Below are 19,005 nucleotides of genomic sequence, written 5' to 3'. Positions count from 1 at the left end.
CGCTTCCACTGCACCCGCAAACAGCGGGCCGCAACCCGGACTTGCAGCTGATTGCCCGGCCAAAATCGAAGAGCCGCATTGGCGGGGGAGGCCCCGCCGGCATCGTGGCGCCGTCGGCGAGTCGGACCGTGAAGTCTGACCACCGGCTGTCGGGCTGTACCGCCGACCAGCGATCAACTCCACAGTGTGCAGATTGGTGTGGTGACAATGCGTTCGGCCAGCGGATAGCGGCACGGTCCGGAGTGCAGGATTCCCGAAATTCTGCACTATTGGAGTCCCGGTTTTCCGCATCGTCCAATCCCGATATTCCGCACTCGACGGAGTCCGAGTCCGAGTCCGAGGCTATGCCTCGGCTCGGCGCAGAGATGCGCCCAGTCGCTGTTCGGAGGCCGGTCGCCGACAATTAGCGCTGGCATTGCCAGCAGTGGGAGGTGGCTGACATGGCGGCAATCAGTGTGCGTGACTTGGATGACGACGTGGCCGCTCGACTGAAGGTTCGTGCGGCCCAACACGGGCGATCCATGGAGGCCGAGGCCCGAGCGATCCTGACCGCTGCGGTTGCCGCTGCCGAGGATGACCGACCCAATCTCGCTCAAGCGATCCGGCAAGCTTTCGCCGCGGTCGGTGGTATTGACCTGGACATTCCTCTGCGATCCGAGATGCCGCGCGCGGCGCAATTGCCGTGATCGTCATCGACACCAACGTGGTCGCGGAGATGATGCGCGACGAGCCGGATCCCAACGTCCTCGCGTGGGTCGACACGGTGGGGCGCCTTACACACCACGGCGATTACCCTGGCCGAGATCGAATACGGCATTGCGCGGCTTCCGGATGGACGTCGGAAAGATCGGTTGACCGCCGCTGCGTCCCGGGTTTTCGGTGACTTCGACGATGTGATCCTGGCGTTCGAAACGCGCGCCGCCGTTCGCTACGGCGAGATCGTGGCCGCCCGGGAGCAGCGTGGGCGACCGATCAGCGCCGCGGATGGACAAATCGCCGCGATCTGCGCCGCCCAGCAAGCCACGTTGGCCACCCGCAACATCGGCGACTTCGACGGCACCGGCGTCGACGTGATCAACCCGTGGACGCTGTGACAGGACGGGTCACGCTGAGGCGGTCCGCTCTGGGCGTCGAGCAGCGGCGCTGTGGCGGCGTTCAACCGCAGGCGACGGTGCCGGTATTGCTCCGAATTCCGCTGAAGTCGCGTCGATAGCGGAAGCCGAGCAGCGGTGGCCGCTGAACAATCGCAGCGTCGGCTCCATCGGCTACCCTGCCGGCCATGGACCCCGGCGTCTACGAATCCCTACTCACCGAGCACCTGCACGCCCAGCTGGCCCGTCACGCCGACCTGCGCCCCGACTTCGCTACGGTCGATGACGCCGAGCAGGCGCTGACGATCACCCGCTACTTGGCGCCGATCATCGAGCGGTCGTTGCGCTCGGCCCGCACCGTCGAAGACCGCGTCGACTTGACCCATCGCATCCTGGAGTTGCTACCGGATACCGTCACCGACGGCGCCGCCCTGCGCACGGACGACCCTGGCAAGATCACCCGCCTCGACGAGGTGCGTCGCGCTAAGGCCCTGGCCGACAACAGACTCCCTCGCCCGGCCACCCCGTTCTCGGATGCCGCGCTGATGACCAATGGCCGTGGTGAGCCGACCTTGGCGGCCGAACTGCGCGCCGAGCTGGCCAGCGCGGATCGGGTGGATCTGCTGTGCGCGTTCGTCAAATGGCAGGGCCTGCGGCTGTTCGAAAAGGAACTCACCGAACTGCGGGAACGCGACATTCCGTTGCGGGTCATCACCACCACCTACCTCGGTGCCACCGACGCCCGTGCGCTGGATGCCCTGGTGAACGAGTTCGGCGCCGAGGTGCGGGTCAACTACGACACCACCATCACCCGCCTGCACGCCAAGGCGTGGCTGCTGCGCCGCAATACCGGCTTTCACACCGCTTACGTCGGCTCCAGCAACCTGTCGCACGCTGCCCTGGTCGACGGCTTGGAATGGAACGTGCGGCTCTCGGCGATCGGCACGCCGCACCTGCTGGAGAAATTCCGGGCGACGTTCGATTCCTACTGGGAAAACCGTGATTTCGAGCCGTATCGCCCCGACCAGGACGGTGAACGGCTCCGCCAAGCCCTGCAGAACGCATCCGGCGATCGCAAACGTGACTCACTGGCCGTCACTTTGTCCGGTCTGGAAGTGCGTCCCAAACCGTTTCAAGCCGAGATGCTGGAACAACTCGACGCCGAACGCACCTTGCATGATCGGCACCGCAACCTGATCGTCGCCGCCACCGGCACCGGCAAGACCGTGATGGCCGCCCTGGACTACCGCCGGCTGGCCCGCGAGGTCCACGGCCGCGACTTGACTTTGCTGTTTGTCGCGCACCGCAAGGAGATCCTCGGCCAAGCCCAACGCATGTACCGGGAGGCCCTCACCGACGCCACCTTCGGTGAACTGCTCGTCGACGGCCAGCAGCCGACCAAGTGGCGACACGTGTTCGCCAGCATCCAATCGCTGTCGGCGAACCGGCTGGCCGACATCGCCCCCGACCACTTCGACGTCGTCGTAGTCGACGAGTTCCACCACGCCGAAGCCGCCTCCTATCGTCGACTGCTCGGCCATGTACAACCGATTGAGTTGCTTGGGCTCACCGCCACCCCCGAACGCGCCGACGGTGTCGACGTGCGGGCGTTCTTCGAGGGCCGTATCGCTGCCGAACTGCGACTATGGGAAGCCCTGGAACAGAGCCTGCTGTGTCCGTTTCATTACTTCGGCATCTACGACGACACCGACCTCGAAGCGGTGCAGTGGAAGCGTGGCGGGTACGACCTGGCTGCCCTCAGCGGGATCTACACCGGAAACGACGCCCGCACCCGCATCGTGCTCAAACAACTGCGCGACAAAGTCGGTGACGATGCGGCCATGCGCGCGTTGGGATTCTGCGTCAGCGTCGACCACGCCCGCTACATGGCCGACAGCTTCAACGACGCGGGCATTCCTGCGCTGGCGGTCTCAGCCGAGACGCCCGCCGACGAGCGTCGCTCCGCCCTGGCGGCGCTGCGCAACCGCGACATCAACATCATCTTCGCCGTCGACCTGTTCAACGAGGGCCTGGATATTCCCGAGGTCGACACCGTGCTGTTCTTGCGGCCCACTGAAAGTGCCACCGTCTTTCTGCAGCAGCTCGGACGCGGGCTGCGGCTCACCCACGGCAAGACCGTGCTGACGGCACTGGACTTCGTCGGCCATCAGCGTCGCGAGTTCCGGTTTGACCAACGCTTCCGGGCGCTGACTGGAACCGGCGGCAAAGCTCTGCAGCGCCAGGTGGAGCAGGGCTTTCCGTTCCTGCCGTCAGGCAGTCAGATCGTGCTCGACCGCGTCGCGCAGAAACTGGTGCTCGACAACATCAAACAGCAAGTGGCGCCCCGCTGGGCGGCGCTGGTCTCCGAAGTGCGAGCCCACCCCGATGACCGGCTGGCCGGCTATCTCGACGCCTACGGCCGCGAGCTTGCCGACATCCTGAAGAACAACCGGTCCTGGACCACACTGTGTCGCGAGGCCGGCAAACTGGCCGCTGATCCCGGTCCCCGCGAAACCGATCTGGTCAAACGCGTCCGCGCCCTGGCCCACGCCGACGACCGGCCACGCTGGCAGACATACCGGACCATCCTCGATGGAAGCGCCGACCTGGCCAGTCCCGCCGAACGTCGGCTGGCCGCGATGCTGTTCTATTCGCTGTTCCCCAACGGCGGCGGATTCCCTGATGTTGCAGCTGGACTCGACGCCTTAGGTGGCGAGCCCGTGAGCGACGAGATGCGCCAGGTGATCGATATCGCCTTCGACGCCGCCCGCCGCAGCACCTACGATTTGGGCCGCTTCGTCCCGTCCTTGGCAGAGGTTCCGTTACAGGTGCACGCCACCTACTCGCGTGAAGAGATCCTCGCTGCGCTGGACTACGCCGCCCAGAACCGCACTCCGAGCACCATGCGCGAAGGAGTCGTGTGGCGCCCCGACCTCAACACCGACGCATTCCTGATCACGCTGAAGAAATCCGAGACCGACTACTCACCGACCACCATGTACCGCGACTTCGCGCTCAGCGACCGGCTGTTCCATTGGGAGTCGCAATCCACCACTTCGGAGAACTCGCCGACCGGGCAGCGTTACATCCACCACCGCGAAAATGGTTCGCACATACTGTTGTTTGTGCGCGCTGCGAAAACCAACGCGCTCGGTGCCGCGCCCTATGTTTTCCTCGGGCCTGCCGACTACGTCTCGCACGAGGGGGAGAAGCCGATGGCGATCACCTGGCGGCTGCACCAGCCGATGCCGGCGGAGGTGTTCCAGGCCTCCAGTGTGGCGGTGGCGTAGGAACCAGCCGCCAGCTTGTGGCCGTAGGATGAGCGTTCATCCACATGGTGTGTTGACGCTGGCGGGAGTCCCCGGCAGGCCCCGTCCCGCGACCTCAATACCCCGACACCACATTCTCTTCCGCCCAACGCCTCTCGGCCTCCGACCCGCCCGGCGGCGGGATCAGCCCGTTGATCATCCACAAGTCTTCGCTGGTCTCATCGACGTGGAACTCCCAGTGCAGACCCGGATGCCGCTCGAAAAACGGCGCCAGAATCTTCTTGATCCCCCCGGCGATCCGCTGCCGGGTCTTTTTGTCGCCGGCGCGCCGGGCGATGTGATCGATGACGATGCGCACCCCGACCGGGGTCGGCTCACCACCGACATACAGATCCTCGGGAGCCGTCTCGTGAAACAGCGTGACCACGTAGAAACGCGGCAGCCCGATCTGCTCGTAGTAATCGGTGATACGCGCAGCCAGTTCGCGCTTGTCGACTGCACTGAAGACCCCGGGCGTGTGGTGAATCGTCCACAGCGGCATGGCGGTTTCCGTTCTCGGCAGGCCGGCGTTCAGACCGGCAGGGTGACGGCCAGGTTTTCGACCGGACCCGACAGGGCGGCCTTCACGTCGACGCTGATGTCATCGGCGAGCACCTCGAGAGCCCCGTTCTCCACCCCGTCGACGATGCGGCGGGCCACCTCGGCCGCGCTGGCCTTGTCCGCGGCGAAATCCGAGACCATGTCGGTGTCGATGAACCCGGCGTGCACGCCGACCACCTGGGTGTGCTGCGCCGCCAATTCGGAGCGCAGCGAGTTGGTCGCCGACCAGATCGCGGCCTTGGACGCCCCGTAGGCCCCGGCGCCGCCCAGCCACGACAGCACCGAATGCATGTTGACCAACGCTCCGCCGCCGTTGGCCGCCAAAATCGGGGCGAAGGCGCGGGCGACGCGCAGCGGCCCGAACACGTTGATGTCGAACGTGTCGGTCACATCGTCGAACCCGCCGCTCAGCAGCGAGCCGGGGTGCAGGATGCCGGCGTTGTTGAACACGATCTCGGCGTCCGCGGCGGCACGCGAAAGCGCGGCCACCGACTCTGCCGAGCGCACATCGAGGGCAAGGGGCACCACCTGGGGCCGGTCATCGCTGAACGCCGACCGGCCGGTCGAGTACACCTTCGCCGCCCCGCGGGCCAGCACCTCGTCGACCAGCGCCGCGCCGAGCCCGCGACGGCCCCCGGTGACGACAACCACCTTTCCGTTTACTGCAACCATCTCCAACACCCACTTCCAGCTAGATAACGAATACGTTAGTCAGATAGAAGCACGAATCGCTGGATAACGCAAGCGTTAGTCACCTAGGATGTCGGTATGGAGTTCGAACCCCGCCTGCGCGACCGCACCCGATGGTCGATCGGTGAGGCGTGCTCGATGACGAAGCTGCTCAACGTGCTGAGCACCAAGACGGCGTTTCTGGCGCTGCGCGAATGCTTCTACGGCACCACCCGCTTCGAGGACTTCACCGAGCGGATCGGGGCCTCCGCGCCGGCGGTGTCCCGGGCGCTCAAGCAGCTCGAAGCTGCCCGGATCATCACCCGGGTGCCCTATCAGGAGTGCGGCAAGCGGGTCCGCGACGAATACCGGCTGACCCCGGCCGGGGAGGATCTGCTGCCGGTCCTGGTGGCGCTGGTGCAGTGGGGCGATAAGTACCTGCAGGACAGCGGTCCGCCACTGGAACTCGTCGCCGCTGGCACCCAGCGCCGCATCGGGGTGCGCGTCACCGACGACCTGGATGCCCCGTCGATCGAACCCGAAGACATCCAGATCCGGCTGCCTGCCAAGCGCCGCTCACCCTGAGCTGTCAGACCCCGCTCGTAGCGTGCAGGCCATGAACGCGTTGATCGCGAGGGCCCGTGCGGCGCTGCGTTCCGGTGCCGGGCCCGTCGTCGCCCTGCTGTTTGCCGCAGCACTGTCCGGGTCGGCCGGGTTGTGCGTCGCCGTCCTGGTCCTGGCCGCCCTCGGGTTCGTCGGCTACCTGCTGGCGCCGTGGATCGATCAGCAACGGGCCGTTATCGAGCGGCGCCACGAGGGGCTCCGGGAGCGCGCCGACCGGCAGCACCGCTGGGCGTTGCACGGTGACAGCAGAGGACTCTACGGAGTCGACGGCGCCGAGCTGATGCGCCGGCTCGCCGCCGACGCGAACCCTGCCGACGACCCTTCCGGCGACGGCGACGAAGAGCCGCGGATCGCCGCGGTCGCCTACACCCCCGAGGGCTTGGACGCCCTGTTGGCCGAACGACCGGCCTGCTGGCGTTATGCGGTCTTCGTCTCGGTGCTGGTGCAGCGCTACGGGGTACTGCAAGCACGCCTGCGCGATCAGCAACTCGGCTACGCGCCGCACCGAGGTCCGCGTATTCACACCGATTTTCAGCTGGGGCAGCATCTGTTCGAACTTCTGGACCAGATGTCCACGCTGGTGAGCCAGGTCGAGGAATTGATGCTCAGCCCGAGTTTCACCCGGATGTTCGGAGACCCCACCGATGAGACCACCGCCGACGCCGAGGCCATCATGCATGCCGCGCATCGGCTGATGGATCTGCACGAACGACTGCTGAGCCTGGCCGAACGCTGCCGCGGCGTCAACGCGCCGGGCGAACACGCCGATATCGTGCGCGATTGCGCTCGGGTGCTGGACGTTCCGCTGGAGGGCTACCGCCGCTTCATCGACGAATTCGTGGTGCGCGTCGGCGAACTGCCCGACGTACTGCCCTATGCCCGCGGCACCATCGCGATGGACCCCGTCATGCTCGAAATGGCCGACGACGACGGGGTTCTCGACAAGGCCTTCGCCGGGCTCGCTACGTTGGCACCCCACGCCCACTGACCCCAAGGCCCCACCAAAACCCTTGCCGCTACCCCCAATAGGCCATCCGGTAATGTTCGGCAAATAACCCATCGGCGAAGGGGCGCCCCAGATGGTGGCATCCGACCAGGTGGCCGGCCGGTCCTCGGCTGCGCCCTCGGAATGGCTGCGCGACCCGGGCCGGCTGCTGTGGACCATCGCCGCGCTGAGCTGGGTGGCGCTGCTGGCGGCCGGGCACCATCATGACGGCCTCATCGCCGGCGGTAGCCGGCCGGAATCGGTAGCGGGCATTGCGGTCTCCGTCGCGCTGCTGGCCGCTGCCTGGCTGGAGATGACCGCGGCGATGATGTTGCCGACGACCATTCCGATGGTGCGGATGTTCACCGTCGTCAGCGCCCGCGCGCCGCGCACCGCCGCGGTGCGCACCGCCTTTCTCGCCGGATACTTCGCGCTGTGGCTGGCGTTCGCGCTGGCCGCGGTCGCGGTCGGCGGCGCGCTGCGGGCCTGGGCGCCACCGGCACAGTTGAACTGGATCGTCTCCCGGCCGCATCTGGTGCTCGCCGCGGTGCTGGCGATCGCCGGCGTCTTCCAACTCACCCCACTCAAGGACCGCTGCCTGACCCAGTGCCGCGACCCCCGGGCCTTCCTGTTCGCGCACTACCGCCGCGGGATCCGGGGCGCCTGGAACCTTGGGCTGCGCCACGGCCTGTCATGTTTGGGCTGCTGCTGGGCGCTGATGCTGATCATGTTCGGCACCGGACTGGGCAACGTGCTGGCCATGCTGGCGCTCACCGCGGTGATGCTGATCGAGAAGACCGCATCCTGGGGCCGGCGTATCGTCACCCCGCTCGGGATCGCCCTCGTGATCGCCGCGGGATTGGTCGGCATCTTCGGCAACCACCTGCCCGGCTGGGGATTGTATGAACCACTGCAGTCATCGACCGGCACGCACCACCACTGAAAAGGAGATCGCCGTGGGATACGAGTTGAACGGACGGATGGCCGAGGTCTGCAGCTGCCGGTCGCTGTGCCCGTGCACGATCGGGGAGAACGCCGACGGCAACAACTGCGGGTTCAACTGGGTGTTCCACATCGACCGCGGCCAGATCAACGGTATCGACGTCACCGGGCTCAACCTGGGACTGCTGGGCCACCACGCCGACAACATCTTCGATGTCAACACCCGGGTGTTCGTCATCGTCGACGACCGCGCCGACGACGCCCAGCAGAACGCCCTGGTGGCCGCGTTCACCGGTCAGGAGGGCGGGCCGCTGGCCGATCTGGCCGGCCTGGTCAAAGAGATCGTCGGCATGACGCGGGCACCGATCGAGTTCGACGTCGACAAGGGCAGCGGATATTTCAAGGTCGACGGGGTGTTCGAAGCCGAGGTCGCCGGCTTCACGGCCAAGGACGGATCGCACACCACCTTGAACAACACCGCGCTCGGCCACGTCTACGGTGCACTGACCTACCCGGGCAAGGTGATTCGGCACCGGGTGACCGAGACCGAACACGGCCTGCAGTTCCGGGGTCGCCAGTCGACCCAGACCGAGTTCAGCTTCGCCTCCTGACGCCGTGGACCTCTACAAGACGCACCTGACCCGGCGCGAGCTGGTCGCCGAAGACACCATGGCGTTTCGTTTCGCCCGGCCCGACGGCTACGACTACCAAGCGGGCCAGTCGTTTCAGCTGACCCTGATCGACCCGCCCCGAACCGACGACAAAGGGCCGACGCGCGAATTCACCATCGCCAGCGCTCCGCACGAACCCGAGTTGATGGTCGCAATGCGGCTGCGCGACAGCGCGTTCAAACAGGTGTTGCGCGACGCGCCGATCGGCACCGCGGTGCAGATCAGCGAAGCCGACGGCGACCTGATCCTGCACCGCGACGCCGCCCGGCCGGCGGTGCTGATCGCCGGCGGTATCGGCGTCACACCGTTTCTGTCGATGGTGCGCCATGCTGCGTGGGAGTCACTGGCGCATCCGATCTACCTGTTCTACTCCAACTGGCGGCCCGAACTGGCGGCGTTCCTGCCCGAGCTGCAACAGCTGCAGCAGTCGCATCCGCCCTACCGGTTGATCACGACGATGACGGACCCGGCGGCCTCGGCGCAGCCGTGGTCGGGCCAGACCGGTGTCATCGACGCCGAACTGCTCAAGGGCCACCTGCCGGACCTGACCAGCCCGGTCTACTACGTGGCCGGACCCCCGCCGATGGCGCTGGCGATGCTGGACCTGCTGCAGGATCTGGGCGTCGAGGACGACGCCATCAAGTCCGCCGAGTTCTACGGCTACTGACCTCGACCAGGTCCCGGCGGAGCAAACCGCCCCGCCTCCGGCGAGCAGGCCGCTACGCTCGGCGCCGATGACCCCTCCCGCGCGCTACCGCCCCGGCGAGGCGCTGCTGGCGTTGTACCGCCGCCGCGGCCCGATGGTCGATGCCGGGATCGGCCGCCACGGCTACATCTATCTGTTGGGCGCCGAGGCCAACAAGTTCGTCTTCGCCAACTCCGACGCCTTCAGCTGGTGGGACGCCTTCCAGGTACTGGTGCCCGTCGACGGGCCCACCGCGCTGATCGTCAGCGACGGGGCCGATCACCGCCGCCGCCGCAGCCTGGTCCAACCGGCATTCCACCACCGCCACATCGCCAATTACCTGCAGATCATGGCGGCCAACGCCGACGCCGTCATCGACTCCTGGCGCCCGGGCGACACGGTCGACATCTTCGCCCAGCTGCGCTCGGCGATCCGCCGCAGCGCCATCGAATCACTGTTCGGCCAGACGATGGCCGTGCACGCCGACTTCCTGGGCGAACAGCTGCAGCCGCTGATGGACCTGACCCGCCGGCTGCCCCAAGTGCTCAAGGCCGAGGCCCGGCTGAAGACTCCGGCCTGGCGGCGCGCGATGTCCGCCCGGACCCGCGTCGATGAGCTGATCTACGCCGAGATCGCCCGCGCCCGAACCCATCCCGCCGCCGACGACAACGTGCTGACCACCCTGATCAACGGCCGCACCGACGAGGGCGAGGCGTTGCGCGACGACGAGATCCGCGACCAGGTCGTCTCGCTGATCGCCGCCGGCTACGAAACGACCAGTGCGGCGATGGGCTGGGCGGTCTATGCGTTGCTGAGCACCCCGGGCGTCTGGGAGACTGCCGCCGCCGAAGTCGCAAGTGTCACGGGGGAGCGGGCGCCGGATGTCGCCGGCCTGACCTATCTGAACGGTGTCGTGCATGAGACGCTGCGGCTCTACCCGCCCGGGGTGATCTCCGCGCGCAAGGTCACCCGCGAGTTGTCGTTCGCCGGCCGGCGCATCCGGGCCGGACGCACCCTGGTGTTCAGCCCGTACGTCACGCACCGGCTTCCGGAGCTGTGGGCCGACCCGTTGGACTTCCAGCCGCGCCGGTGGGACCCCGCCTCCCCGCGGTACCGCCGGCCCGCGCCGTATGAGTTCCTGCCGTTCGGGGGTGGAACGCATCGCTGCATCGGGTCGAGTTTCGCCACCGCCGAGCTGACGGTGATGCTGGCCCGGCTACTGGCCAGAACCGAGCTGAACCTGCCTGACCAGCGTATTCGTGCCGGCGGCTATGCGGCGCTGCAGCCCCGCGACGGCCTGATCGTGCACGTTCGTGCGGTTCGGTAGACCCGCCGATCTGGGTGCGTCGGCATGGACTGGCTTTTCACGCCGACATATGATGTGGTGTAGGCCACGTTAAAAATAAGATGTGACGCTGACCACAGGAGGCTTCCGCAATGACGGGTTTCTTGAGCGCGCTAGGCATCACCGCGGCCACCGCGACCATCGGCGCCGGCCTGATGGGCCAGACGACGGTGGCGCTGTGTGTCGGCTTGGTCTCCTCGGCGTTCTTCGCCGGCCGGGCCTGCTGATTTCCGCTCGAAACTTCAGGCTGTCGCCGCTAGGCATGGCAGTCTCGTCGGCGTGCCGATTTCCCTCCCCGAACATCCGCGATTCGCCAGCGCCTCCGAGCGCCACGTCTACCAGGCGCTGATCGACCAGCTGCAGGACGGCGACGTGGTGGTGGCCGGTCAGCGCGTCACCGATCACCTCAAGGACCACGAGATCGACTTCGTCGTCGCGATCGAGGGCGCCGGCATCATCTGCATCGAGGTCAAGGGCGGCGAGGTCTGGCACAACGGATCCGGGTGGCGTCAGCTGCGCGGCGGCCGGGAGTACCGCATCGAGCCGGTGCGCCAGGCGCGCGAGGCCTGTTATGCACTGCGGGACTACATCGAGCACGACCCGCGCTGGACCCAGGACCGGCCGCGCTGGGATCACGTCGTGGCGTTGCCGCACGCCAAGTTGCCCGACGACTTCGAACTCCCGGAGTGCCCGCGCTGGAAGGTGATCGACCGCACTGACCTGCCGCAGCTGGTGTCTCGGCTGCGACACGTGCTCATCCGCCAGGAACTGGACCGCCCCCTGTTGACCGCCGACGGCATCGACCAATTCCGCATCGCGCTGGGTGGGCGGGGCCTGCCGCAGCGCGACGTGGTCGCCCGCGCCCTGGCCAACGACAGCGCCGCCGACGCCCTCACCGAACAGCAGGCCGTGATCTTAGAAGCCATCCGGCTGCTCAACCGCGTGCAGGTGCGCGGCAGCGCCGGCAGCGGCAAGACCTACCTGGCCGTCGAGCAGGCCCGCCGGCTCGCCGCCGAGGGAAAACGTGTTGCGCTGCTGTGCTACTCGCACGGGCTGGCCTCCTACCTCAAACGGCTTACCGGGGCGTGGCAGCGTCGTCATCGGCCCGCCTACGTCGGCGAATTCCACTCGATGGGCGTGGCGTGGGGCGCGCCCGACGGTCCCAGCGACCCGGAGGCATCGGTGCGGTTCTGGGAGGAGCAACTGCCGCAGCAGATGCTCGCGTTGGCGCAGAACCTCGATGACGGGCAACGGTTCGACGCGGTCATCGTCGATGAGGCGCAGGACTTCGCCGACGCCTGGTGGGATCCGGTGCTGGCCTCGCTGCGCGACGACGAGGAGGGCGGGCTGTTCGTGTTCAGCGACGAAGGCCAGCGGGTGTTCGACCGGCAGGGCACCCCGCCGGTGCCGCTGGTCTCGCTGGTGCTGGACCGCAACCTGCGCAACACCCGCCAGATCGCCACCACATTCCAGCCGCTGGTGGACCACCCGATCCGGTTCCTGGGCGCCGACGGCCCGGAGGTGCGGTTCGTGCCGTGCTGCAAGGAGACCGCCGTCGAGACCGGCGACGATGAGGTCGATAAGTTGCTCGATGAGGGCTGGCGTCCCGAGGACGTGGCACTGTTGACCACCGGCAGCCGCCACCCCGAACAGGTCGCCCGCCAGGAGCAGGGCGATGAAGCCTATTGGGACAGCTTCTGGGACGTCGACCAGGTCTTCTACGGACATGTGCTGGGGTTCAAGGGATTGGAGCGCCGTGCTGTGGTGCTTGTGGTGGACGCCAGCGGGCCGATCGAACGGGCCCGAGAACGCCTCTATGTCGGGTTGTCCCGGGCCCGCGACCAGCTGGTGGTCTGTGGTGACCGGGATTTCATCGCCGAGGTCGGTGGGCCGGATCTGGCGCGCAAGCTGGGAATCGAGTAGCGGTCACGCCCAGGAGGGCGGGAAGGCGATGTCGAGCCGGGTCGTCTGTTTGTAGCCCGACCAGGTCGGTACCCCGGCCGGTTGCATCCGGTAAAGCCCGACGGCGGCGGCCACCACGCGGTCGCGCTGCGTCGGCCAACCGATGTCGGTAGCGATCTGCTCTAATACGCCGCGGTCCCGATCGAGCACCCGGTCGATGATCGGCACCGCCGGCAGGGCATTGCTCTTGTCGCCGTTGCAGCGGGCGCACGCCAGCACCAGATTGGCCAGGCCGTCGATACCGGCGAGCGACCACGGCAGCACATGATCGATCGGATTGCCGGCCGGTAGGTGCGTCGAGCAGTAGAAGCAGTGCGGTCCGAACGCGTCCTTGAAGGGTTCGCGAACCCGGTCGAGGGCAGTGCGCTCCCGGCCGAACAAATGGCCGGCCACATCCGGGATGTCGGCATGCAGGAACTTGTTCATCCGGCGCACGTCGTCCACCCACATGATTTCCAGGGCCGGCTTCAACAGTCCGGCCAGCCGAGCGAGGCCATGTGCGACACCGGGTTTCAGTTCGATGGCATAGCCCCGGACACGTTTGGCCGAGGTACTCGGCTTCTGAAGGAACGCATCGTCGTAAAGGAACGGGTCGGTTTCGGTGGCGCCGCGGAAACGCTGGAGGCGACGAAGTGGTTCGCCTGCCAGGCAAACGCCGACCTCGTCCAGTGCTGTTTGGTAGGCATGCGGGACCCGGCTGATCGCGACATCGAGCGGTACCCGGCTGTCGTCGACGTGGGCCTCGGCCCGTAACCGCCGCGCGGCGTTGGGGATGGTGGCCCTCGGTCCCCCCGTCATCTGGGACAGGATCTGCCCCTCGAATGGGCGCACTTGCAGCCAATAGATTTCCAGCACCCGGTGCGCGAGCTCGGGGATGGGCACCACCAACGCGGCATCCGGACTCGCCGGCACGTTCTCGATGGAGTGGTCGATCAACGCCATCAACGTAGCGAGCTTGTAGGTGGCCGTGCGCAGACCGGTCTCGAGGATGGCCACCACCCGCTGCCCGAGGAGCAGTGAATTGCCGTCGTTGTCGCGCACCTCGGCATTATGACTGGACGCGTGGGTCTGTGAGTTGTCCACAGGTCGCCTACCTGGACTCGTCGGTGCTGGCGCGTGCCTACCTGGCTGACGAGGACGGCCACCAGCAGGCGATTGCACTGCTCGCCGACCCGGACATTGCCACCGTGACCGGTACCTGGACCCGAATCGAAGTCTCCGGCGCCCTGGTCCGCGCCGCGCGCAGCGGCCGCGCCGATGAAAAGGGTCTGCTCGCGATGCTCGACGCCGACCTCGTGGACAAGGTGACCGTCCTGGGCGCGTCACAGGAGACGGTGGAAGAACATGCCCTCCAGCTCGTTCGTGAACACGCCCTGCGCGCGATGGGCGCCTGGCATCTGGCGGTGGCCGCACTGGTCGTGCCGCCGCTGCTGGAGCCCGGCGAGCAGCGGGGGTTCGCCTCGCGCGACGCCGCGCAACGCCGAATCGCCGAGCTACTCGGCTTCGTGGCGATCTGAGCCAGAGTGCCAGAGCTGAATCACCCCGTGTCCTGGGTTACCACCGGGATGTCGAGCGCCAGCGCCGCATCGCTACCTCGTCCCCGGCACATACGTCCGGCACGAATACGTCGCGGGATCACACATCACCGGCAGCGTGGTCCGGCCGCCGTAGACACCCGGCAGGTTCCAGGTCGGCATCAGCGGCCCGTCATACCAGGGATCGGGCATGTAACGGCAGGTGTCGAACGCCGCGCACGGCGGTTGCGGGCCGGCCGCCGCGGTCGCCGGAAGCGCCAGGCCCAGTCCGAATACGGCCAGCACGGCCGGGAAGAACGTGCGCATCGCGGGCTCCTTCTGCTCGGTTACGCCCACCATCGCACCGGCCACCGACAAAACCGTAGGGTCGAGCAGGTGACGATCGAAGAACGGCTGGCCGCGCTCGAACAGATCGAGGCGATCAAAGCCCTCAAGCACCGCTACTTCCGGGCCTGCGACGCCAAGGACCCCGACACCTTCCGGGCCTGCTTCATCGCCTCCGGCGCCGACGTCGACTACGGCCCGCTCGGTGGCTTCACCGACGCCGATGAGATCGCCGAGACGTTTCGCCGTATCGCGCTGCACACCGTCGACGGCAAACACGTCATCTTGGACATGCACCACGCGATGCACCCGGACATCACCATCACCGGACCCGGCCGTGCGAGCGGCCGCTGGACGCTGAAGTTCCGGCAGCTCAACCTGATTGAGCGCACCGAGCGACTGCTCACCGGCGAGTACGACGACGACTACGTCCTCGAGGACGGAACCTGGAAGATGTCGCGCAGCCATTTCCGCCAGCTGTGGTCGATGGTCCGCCCGCTCGGCGACGCCGTGGTGCAGGCCTGACATGAGCCAAGCTCGCATCGCCCTGGTCACCGGCGCCAGCCGCAGCGTCGGCAAGGGCATCGCGCTGGCGCTGGGCTCACACGGCTGGACCGTCTATGTCACCGCGCGGCGGGAGGGCCCGCTGGACGAGACCGCCCGGGGTGTCACCCGCCGCGGCGGGCGCGGCATCGCCGTAGCGTGCGACCACCGCGACGACGCCCAGATCGCCGCATTGTTCGCCCGCATCGCCGACGACCAGCAGGGCCGGCTGGATCTTCTGGTCAACAACGTATGGGCCGCACCCAAGGGGTTCGCCGGGTTCACCGAGAAATTCTGGGGGCGCCCGCTGTCGGACTGGGACAGTCTGATCGGGGTGGGGCTGCGCGCGCACTATGTCGCGTCGGTGCACGGCGCGCAGCTGATGGTGGCCCGCGGGTCGGGCCTGATCATCAACATCTCCTCGTTCGGGGCCCGCGGGCATCTGCACTCGGTGCTCTACGGCATGTCCAAGGCCGGACTGGACAAGATGGCCGCCGACATGGCCGTCGAGCTGGCCGGCACCGGGGTGAGCGCGCTGTCGGTGTGGCCGGGGCTGGTGAAAAACGAAGTCATGCAGGGCTTCATCGAGCGCGGTCTGGACAATTTTCAGGGCTACCCGCTGGCCAACGCCGAGACACCGGAGTTCATCGGCCGCGTCATCGCCGCACTGGCCGACGACCCCGACATCGCGGCCCGCAGCGGACACACCCTGATCACCGCCGAAACCGCACTCGATTACGGCATCACCGACATCGAAGGCAACCAGCCCGACTCGCACCGCGCGCTGTTCGGCGGCGGGCCGCTGTATTAAGGGTGCACAACCCCCCAATACACTCGCTGACGCAATGACCGACAACGCCCTGGATTCCGAAGCGGGCCGCCGCCGAACCTTCGCCGTGATCAGCCACCCCGACGCCGGCAAGTCCACCTTGACCGAGGCGCTGGTGCTGCACGCCAAGGCCATCACCGAAGCCGGCGCGGTGCACGGAAAAGCCGGGCGCCGCGCCACCGTGTCGGACTGGATGGAGATGGAGAAGGCCCGCGGCATCTCCATCACCTCGACCGCCCTGCAGTTCCCCTACCGCACCGCCGGGGGCCGGGAATGCGTCATCAACCTGCTCGACACCCCCGGCCACGCCGACTTCTCCGAGGACACCTACCGGGTGCTGACCGCGGTGGACTCCGCGGTCATGCTCATCGACGCCGCGAAAGGCCTTGAGCCCCAAACCCTCAAGCTGTTCCAGGTGTGCCGCCACCGCCGGATCCCGATCATCACGGTGATCAACAAGTGGGACCGTCCCGGCCGGCACGCCCTGGAACTGATGGATGAGATCGCATCCCGCATCGGGCTGCGCCCCACCCCGCTGACCTGGCCGGTCGGCATCGCCGGAGAGTTCACCGGGGTGCTGGACCGCCGCTCCGGAAACTTCATCCGGTTCACCCGCACCGCCGGTGGCGCCACCGCGGCCCCCGAGGAGCACATCGCCGCGGCCGACGCCCACGACGCGGCCGGCACGGACTGGGACACCGCGGTCGAAGAATCCGAACTGCTGAGCGCCGACGGATCCGACTATGACCGCGAGGCGTTCCTAGACTGCGCGGCGACACCGGTGCTGTTCACCTCGGCGGCCTTGAACTTCGGGGTGAATCAGCTGCTCGACGTGCTCGCCGAGTTGGCGCCCGCACCGAGTGGGGCGCTGGACGTCGACGGCGCCCGGCGCGCCACCGACGCGCCGTTCAGCGCCTTCGTGTTCAAGGTGCAGGCCGGAATGGACTCCGCCCACCGCGATCGCATCGCCTTCGCCCGGGTGTACTCGGGCACCTTCGAACGCGGCGATGTGCTGACCCACGCCGCGACCGGCAAGCCGTTTGTCACTAAGTACGCCCAGTCGGTGTTCGGCCAGCAGCGCTCCACGCTGGACACCGCCTGGCCCGGCGATGTGATCGGACTGGCCAACGCCGCTGCCCTGCGCCCCGGCGACACGCTGTATTGCGATGTGCCCGTGCAGTATCCGCCGATACCGAGCTTCTCGCCCGAGCATTTCGCGGTGGCACGCAACGTCGATCCCAGCAAGCACAAGCAATTCCGCCGCGGCATCGAGCAGCTGGACCAAGAGGGCGTCGTGCAGGTGTTGGTCTCCGACCGTCGTGGTGAGCAGGCGCCGGTGCTCGCCGCGGTCGGCCCGATGCAGTTCGAGGTGGCCGCCCACCGGATGGCCAGTGAGATCGGCGCGCCGATCTCACTGGAGACGCTGCCCTACCAGGTGGCGCGGATCGTGGACCCCCGCGACGCCGATGCCGTCGCCAAGGAGGCGCTGGCCGAAGTCATGGTCCGCACCGACGGTGTGCACCTGGTGTTGTTCTCCAACAGCTGGCGGCTGCAGGGCTTCCAACGCGACAACCCCGACGTGCAGCTGCGGTCCTTGGTGGCCGCAGAAGGGTAGCCCGACCGCTAGCTGCGCAGCCGCACCATCCGCGTCGTCGAACTCTCGTCCAGCTCCACCAGGTCCGAGTAGGACCGGAGGAAGTCGCTGAAGGACTTATAGCCCAGCTCCTTCTCGCTGAACGACGGATCCATGCGCTTCATCTGCGCCTTGACCGACGAGTTGTGCAGCCACTCGACGTCGTCTTTCTCCAGGCCGATCTGCAACGCGCGGGTCAGCAGCGCGGTCGCGGTGTCCACCGGATCCGGGGGCGGCGGCTCCACGGGTTCCTTCTTGGTCTGGCGGGTGCGCCGCTTCGGTTCGGCGTCGGTGTCGGGTTCGGTGGGTGCTGGCTCGAACACCGGCACCCCGGGCAGCGCGTCGTAGCTGACGAAGTCGTCGCACGCCGCGGCCAGCGCACGGCTCGTCGAACCGGCCACGCCGATTCCGACGACATAGCGGCCCAGGCGTTTACAGCGCTGCGCCAGGGGGATGTAGTCGGAGTCGCCGGCCACGATCACCACGTGGGTCAGATCCGGCAGCCGGAACATGTCCTCGACCGCGTCGACGGCCAACCGGATGTCGGCGCCGTTCTTGCCGTAGGCGGCCGCCGGGAACAACTGGACCAGATCGACAGCGCGTCCCACCAGTTGCGCGCGGTAGCCGGTGTTGACCTCCGCCGACCAGTCGGCGTAGGCGCGGGTGAGCACCAGCGTCCCGAACGACGACGCGAAGTCGATGATCGCCCCGACGTCGACGGTGGCGCGGGCGAGGCGCTCCGGGTGCTTGGCCAGGCCCCTGGACTTGTCCTTCTGAAAAGAACTGCGCCCGTTGACCTGGTCGTAGCGGGAGATCACGATGTTGTCGAAGTCGAGGTAGACCGCGACCCGGGTATCGCCGGATTCCGTCATCGTCCCAGTGTGGCACGCATACCGCTCTCAGCCGTGGCGGCTTGTCGCTCAAAGGCGGGCAACTATCGCTATGGTCGGCCGCCGGCGACCGGCCTACCCGGGCCGGTACCACCGCGGGATCAACTCCGGATCGGGTAGCGGGTACTGGCCGTAGAACCCGTGCGGATCACCCCGCAGCACCTGGGCGTTCTGAATCTCGGCGCGCTGCCGGATCTCGTGGAGCCGGTGCTGCTCGGCGGCGCGGTGCACCGCGTAGCGGCGCATCAGCCATCGCATGACGAACACCGCCGCCGCGATCGCCGCGCAGGCCACAATCACCCAGCGCAACCACCACAGCACCGCGATCACGACCAGGATGGCCAGCCCCGTCCCGCCGCTGCCTGACTGTTTGCGCTTTCCCATGGTCACGACGCTAATCCGGGGGTG

Annotated in this window: 21 protein-coding genes; 15 read left to right on the top strand and 6 right to left on the bottom strand. The window is 67.5% G+C overall.

All coding sequences use genetic code 11. The features are described from left to right. Positions 1-440: 440 nt before the first annotated feature. From BST28_RS08115 to BST28_RS08105, 3 genes are all read left to right on the top strand, one after another. Positions 441-686 (top strand): FitA-like ribbon-helix-helix domain-containing protein, encoded by a 246-nt coding sequence (locus BST28_RS08115; protein ID WP_083080610.1) that lies wholly within the window; start codon positions 441-443, stop codon positions 684-686. 48 nt (positions 687-734) lie between these two features. After that, positions 735-1,094 (top strand): PIN domain-containing protein, encoded by a 360-nt coding sequence (locus tag BST28_RS08110; protein ID WP_065288176.1) that lies wholly within the window; start codon positions 735-737, stop codon positions 1,092-1,094. Between the two features lie 185 nt (positions 1,095-1,279). After that, complete coding sequence (locus BST28_RS08105) at positions 1,280-4,381, top strand: DEAD/DEAH box helicase (protein ID WP_083080609.1); 3,102 nt, start codon at positions 1,280-1,282, stop codon at positions 4,379-4,381. Between the two features lie 94 nt (positions 4,382-4,475). Here BST28_RS08105 and BST28_RS08100 read toward each other — a convergent pair whose 3' ends face one another. Together BST28_RS08100 and BST28_RS08095 are read right to left on the bottom strand one after the other, a co-directional pair. Then, positions 4,476-4,901 (bottom strand): tautomerase family protein, encoded by a 426-nt coding sequence (locus tag BST28_RS08100; protein WP_019737181.1) that lies wholly within the window; start codon positions 4,899-4,901, stop codon positions 4,476-4,478. A gap of 29 nt (positions 4,902-4,930) precedes the next feature. Continuing rightward, positions 4,931-5,632, bottom strand: coding sequence for an SDR family oxidoreductase (locus BST28_RS08095; protein WP_083080625.1), 702 nt, complete (start codon positions 5,630-5,632; stop codon positions 4,931-4,933). A 96-nt stretch (positions 5,633-5,728) separates the two neighbouring features. On the opposite strand from BST28_RS08095, the gene BST28_RS08090 reads away from it, so the two are divergent. The 8 genes from BST28_RS08090 (at position 5,729) to BST28_RS08060 (ending at position 12,804) form a co-directional block, all read left to right on the top strand. Next, positions 5,729-6,214 (top strand): winged helix-turn-helix transcriptional regulator, encoded by a 486-nt coding sequence (locus BST28_RS08090; RefSeq protein ID WP_019737183.1) that lies wholly within the window; start codon positions 5,729-5,731, stop codon positions 6,212-6,214. Between the two features lie 31 nt (positions 6,215-6,245). Continuing rightward, positions 6,246-7,241, top strand: coding sequence for a hypothetical protein (locus BST28_RS08085; RefSeq protein WP_020425490.1), 996 nt, complete (start codon positions 6,246-6,248; stop codon positions 7,239-7,241). A gap of 91 nt (positions 7,242-7,332) precedes the next feature. Beyond that, positions 7,333-8,181 (top strand): DUF2182 domain-containing protein, encoded by an 849-nt coding sequence (locus BST28_RS08080; protein ID WP_083080608.1) that lies wholly within the window; start codon positions 7,333-7,335, stop codon positions 8,179-8,181. 13 nt (positions 8,182-8,194) lie between these two features. Continuing rightward, entirely contained in the window at positions 8,195-8,791 is a 597-nt protein-coding gene (locus tag BST28_RS08075) for a DUF1326 domain-containing protein (protein WP_165758060.1), read from the top strand. A gap of 4 nt (positions 8,792-8,795) precedes the next feature. Further along, the gene (locus BST28_RS08070) at positions 8,796-9,518 is read left to right on the top strand and encodes a ferredoxin--NADP reductase (protein ID WP_207570061.1); all 723 of its coding nucleotides are present in this window, start codon (positions 8,796-8,798) and stop codon (positions 9,516-9,518) included. A gap of 67 nt (positions 9,519-9,585) precedes the next feature. Next, the gene (locus BST28_RS08065; protein WP_065288171.1) at positions 9,586-10,863 is read left to right on the top strand and encodes a cytochrome P450; all 1,278 of its coding nucleotides are present in this window, start codon (positions 9,586-9,588) and stop codon (positions 10,861-10,863) included. A 110-nt stretch (positions 10,864-10,973) separates the two neighbouring features. After that, the gene (locus BST28_RS25065; protein ID WP_019738389.1) at positions 10,974-11,108 is read left to right on the top strand and encodes a hypothetical protein; all 135 of its coding nucleotides are present in this window, start codon (positions 10,974-10,976) and stop codon (positions 11,106-11,108) included. A gap of 52 nt (positions 11,109-11,160) precedes the next feature. Then, on the top strand, positions 11,161-12,804 hold the full coding sequence (locus BST28_RS08060) for an NERD domain-containing protein (RefSeq protein ID WP_083080606.1): 1,644 nt from the start codon (positions 11,161-11,163) through the stop codon (positions 12,802-12,804). A 3-nt stretch (positions 12,805-12,807) separates the two neighbouring features. Here BST28_RS08060 and BST28_RS08055 read toward each other — a convergent pair whose 3' ends face one another. Further along, positions 12,808-13,884 carry an HNH endonuclease gene (locus BST28_RS08055; protein WP_029249470.1) on the bottom strand — a complete coding sequence of 359 codons (1,077 nt, stop codon included), beginning with the start codon at positions 13,882-13,884 and terminating at the stop codon, positions 12,808-12,810. 29 nt (positions 13,885-13,913) lie between these two features. Here BST28_RS08055 and BST28_RS08050 point away from each other — a divergent pair, with 29 nt between their 5' ends. Beyond that, the gene (locus tag BST28_RS08050) at positions 13,914-14,360 is read left to right on the top strand and encodes a type II toxin-antitoxin system VapC family toxin (protein WP_083080605.1); all 447 of its coding nucleotides are present in this window, start codon (positions 13,914-13,916) and stop codon (positions 14,358-14,360) included. Positions 14,361-14,432: 72 nt separating this feature from the next. On the opposite strand, the gene BST28_RS08045 is transcribed toward BST28_RS08050, so the two are convergent. Beyond that, the gene (locus BST28_RS08045) at positions 14,433-14,729 is read right to left on the bottom strand and encodes a hypothetical protein (RefSeq protein WP_234808223.1); all 297 of its coding nucleotides are present in this window, start codon (positions 14,727-14,729) and stop codon (positions 14,433-14,435) included. Between the two features lie 24 nt (positions 14,730-14,753). Between BST28_RS08045 and BST28_RS08040 the strand changes: the two genes are divergently transcribed. Genes BST28_RS08040 through BST28_RS08030 form a run of 3 tightly spaced genes read left to right on the top strand, consistent with a single transcriptional unit; the run spans position 14,754 to position 17,689 of the window. Next, a complete protein-coding gene (locus tag BST28_RS08040; RefSeq protein ID WP_083080604.1) occupies positions 14,754-15,227 on the top strand; it encodes a nuclear transport factor 2 family protein in 474 nt (157 codons plus the stop codon). A 1-nt stretch (position 15,228) separates the two neighbouring features. Continuing rightward, positions 15,229-16,056 (top strand): SDR family NAD(P)-dependent oxidoreductase, encoded by an 828-nt coding sequence (locus BST28_RS08035; protein ID WP_083080603.1) that lies wholly within the window; start codon positions 15,229-15,231, stop codon positions 16,054-16,056. Positions 16,057-16,090: 34 nt separating this feature from the next. Next, entirely contained in the window at positions 16,091-17,689 is a 1,599-nt protein-coding gene (locus BST28_RS08030; RefSeq protein WP_083080602.1) for a peptide chain release factor 3, read from the top strand. An 8-nt stretch (positions 17,690-17,697) separates the two neighbouring features. Here BST28_RS08030 and BST28_RS08025 read toward each other — a convergent pair whose 3' ends face one another. Beyond that, positions 17,698-18,579, bottom strand: a complete 882-nt coding sequence (locus tag BST28_RS08025) for an NYN domain-containing protein (RefSeq protein WP_083080601.1) — start codon at positions 18,577-18,579, stop codon at positions 17,698-17,700. A gap of 93 nt (positions 18,580-18,672) precedes the next feature. Further along, positions 18,673-18,981 carry a hypothetical protein gene (locus BST28_RS08020; RefSeq protein ID WP_083080622.1) on the bottom strand — a complete coding sequence of 103 codons (309 nt, stop codon included), beginning with the start codon at positions 18,979-18,981 and terminating at the stop codon, positions 18,673-18,675. Between the last annotated feature and the right edge of the window lie 24 nt (positions 18,982-19,005).

Origin of the sequence: Mycolicibacter kumamotonensis, assembly GCF_002086285.1 — a bacterium.
Classification (GTDB): Bacteria; Actinomycetota; Actinomycetes; order Mycobacteriales; family Mycobacteriaceae; genus Mycobacterium; species Mycobacterium kumamotonense.
Note: the sequence above shows the minus strand (reverse complement) of the source record. Positions and strands in the feature narration are given on the sequence as shown.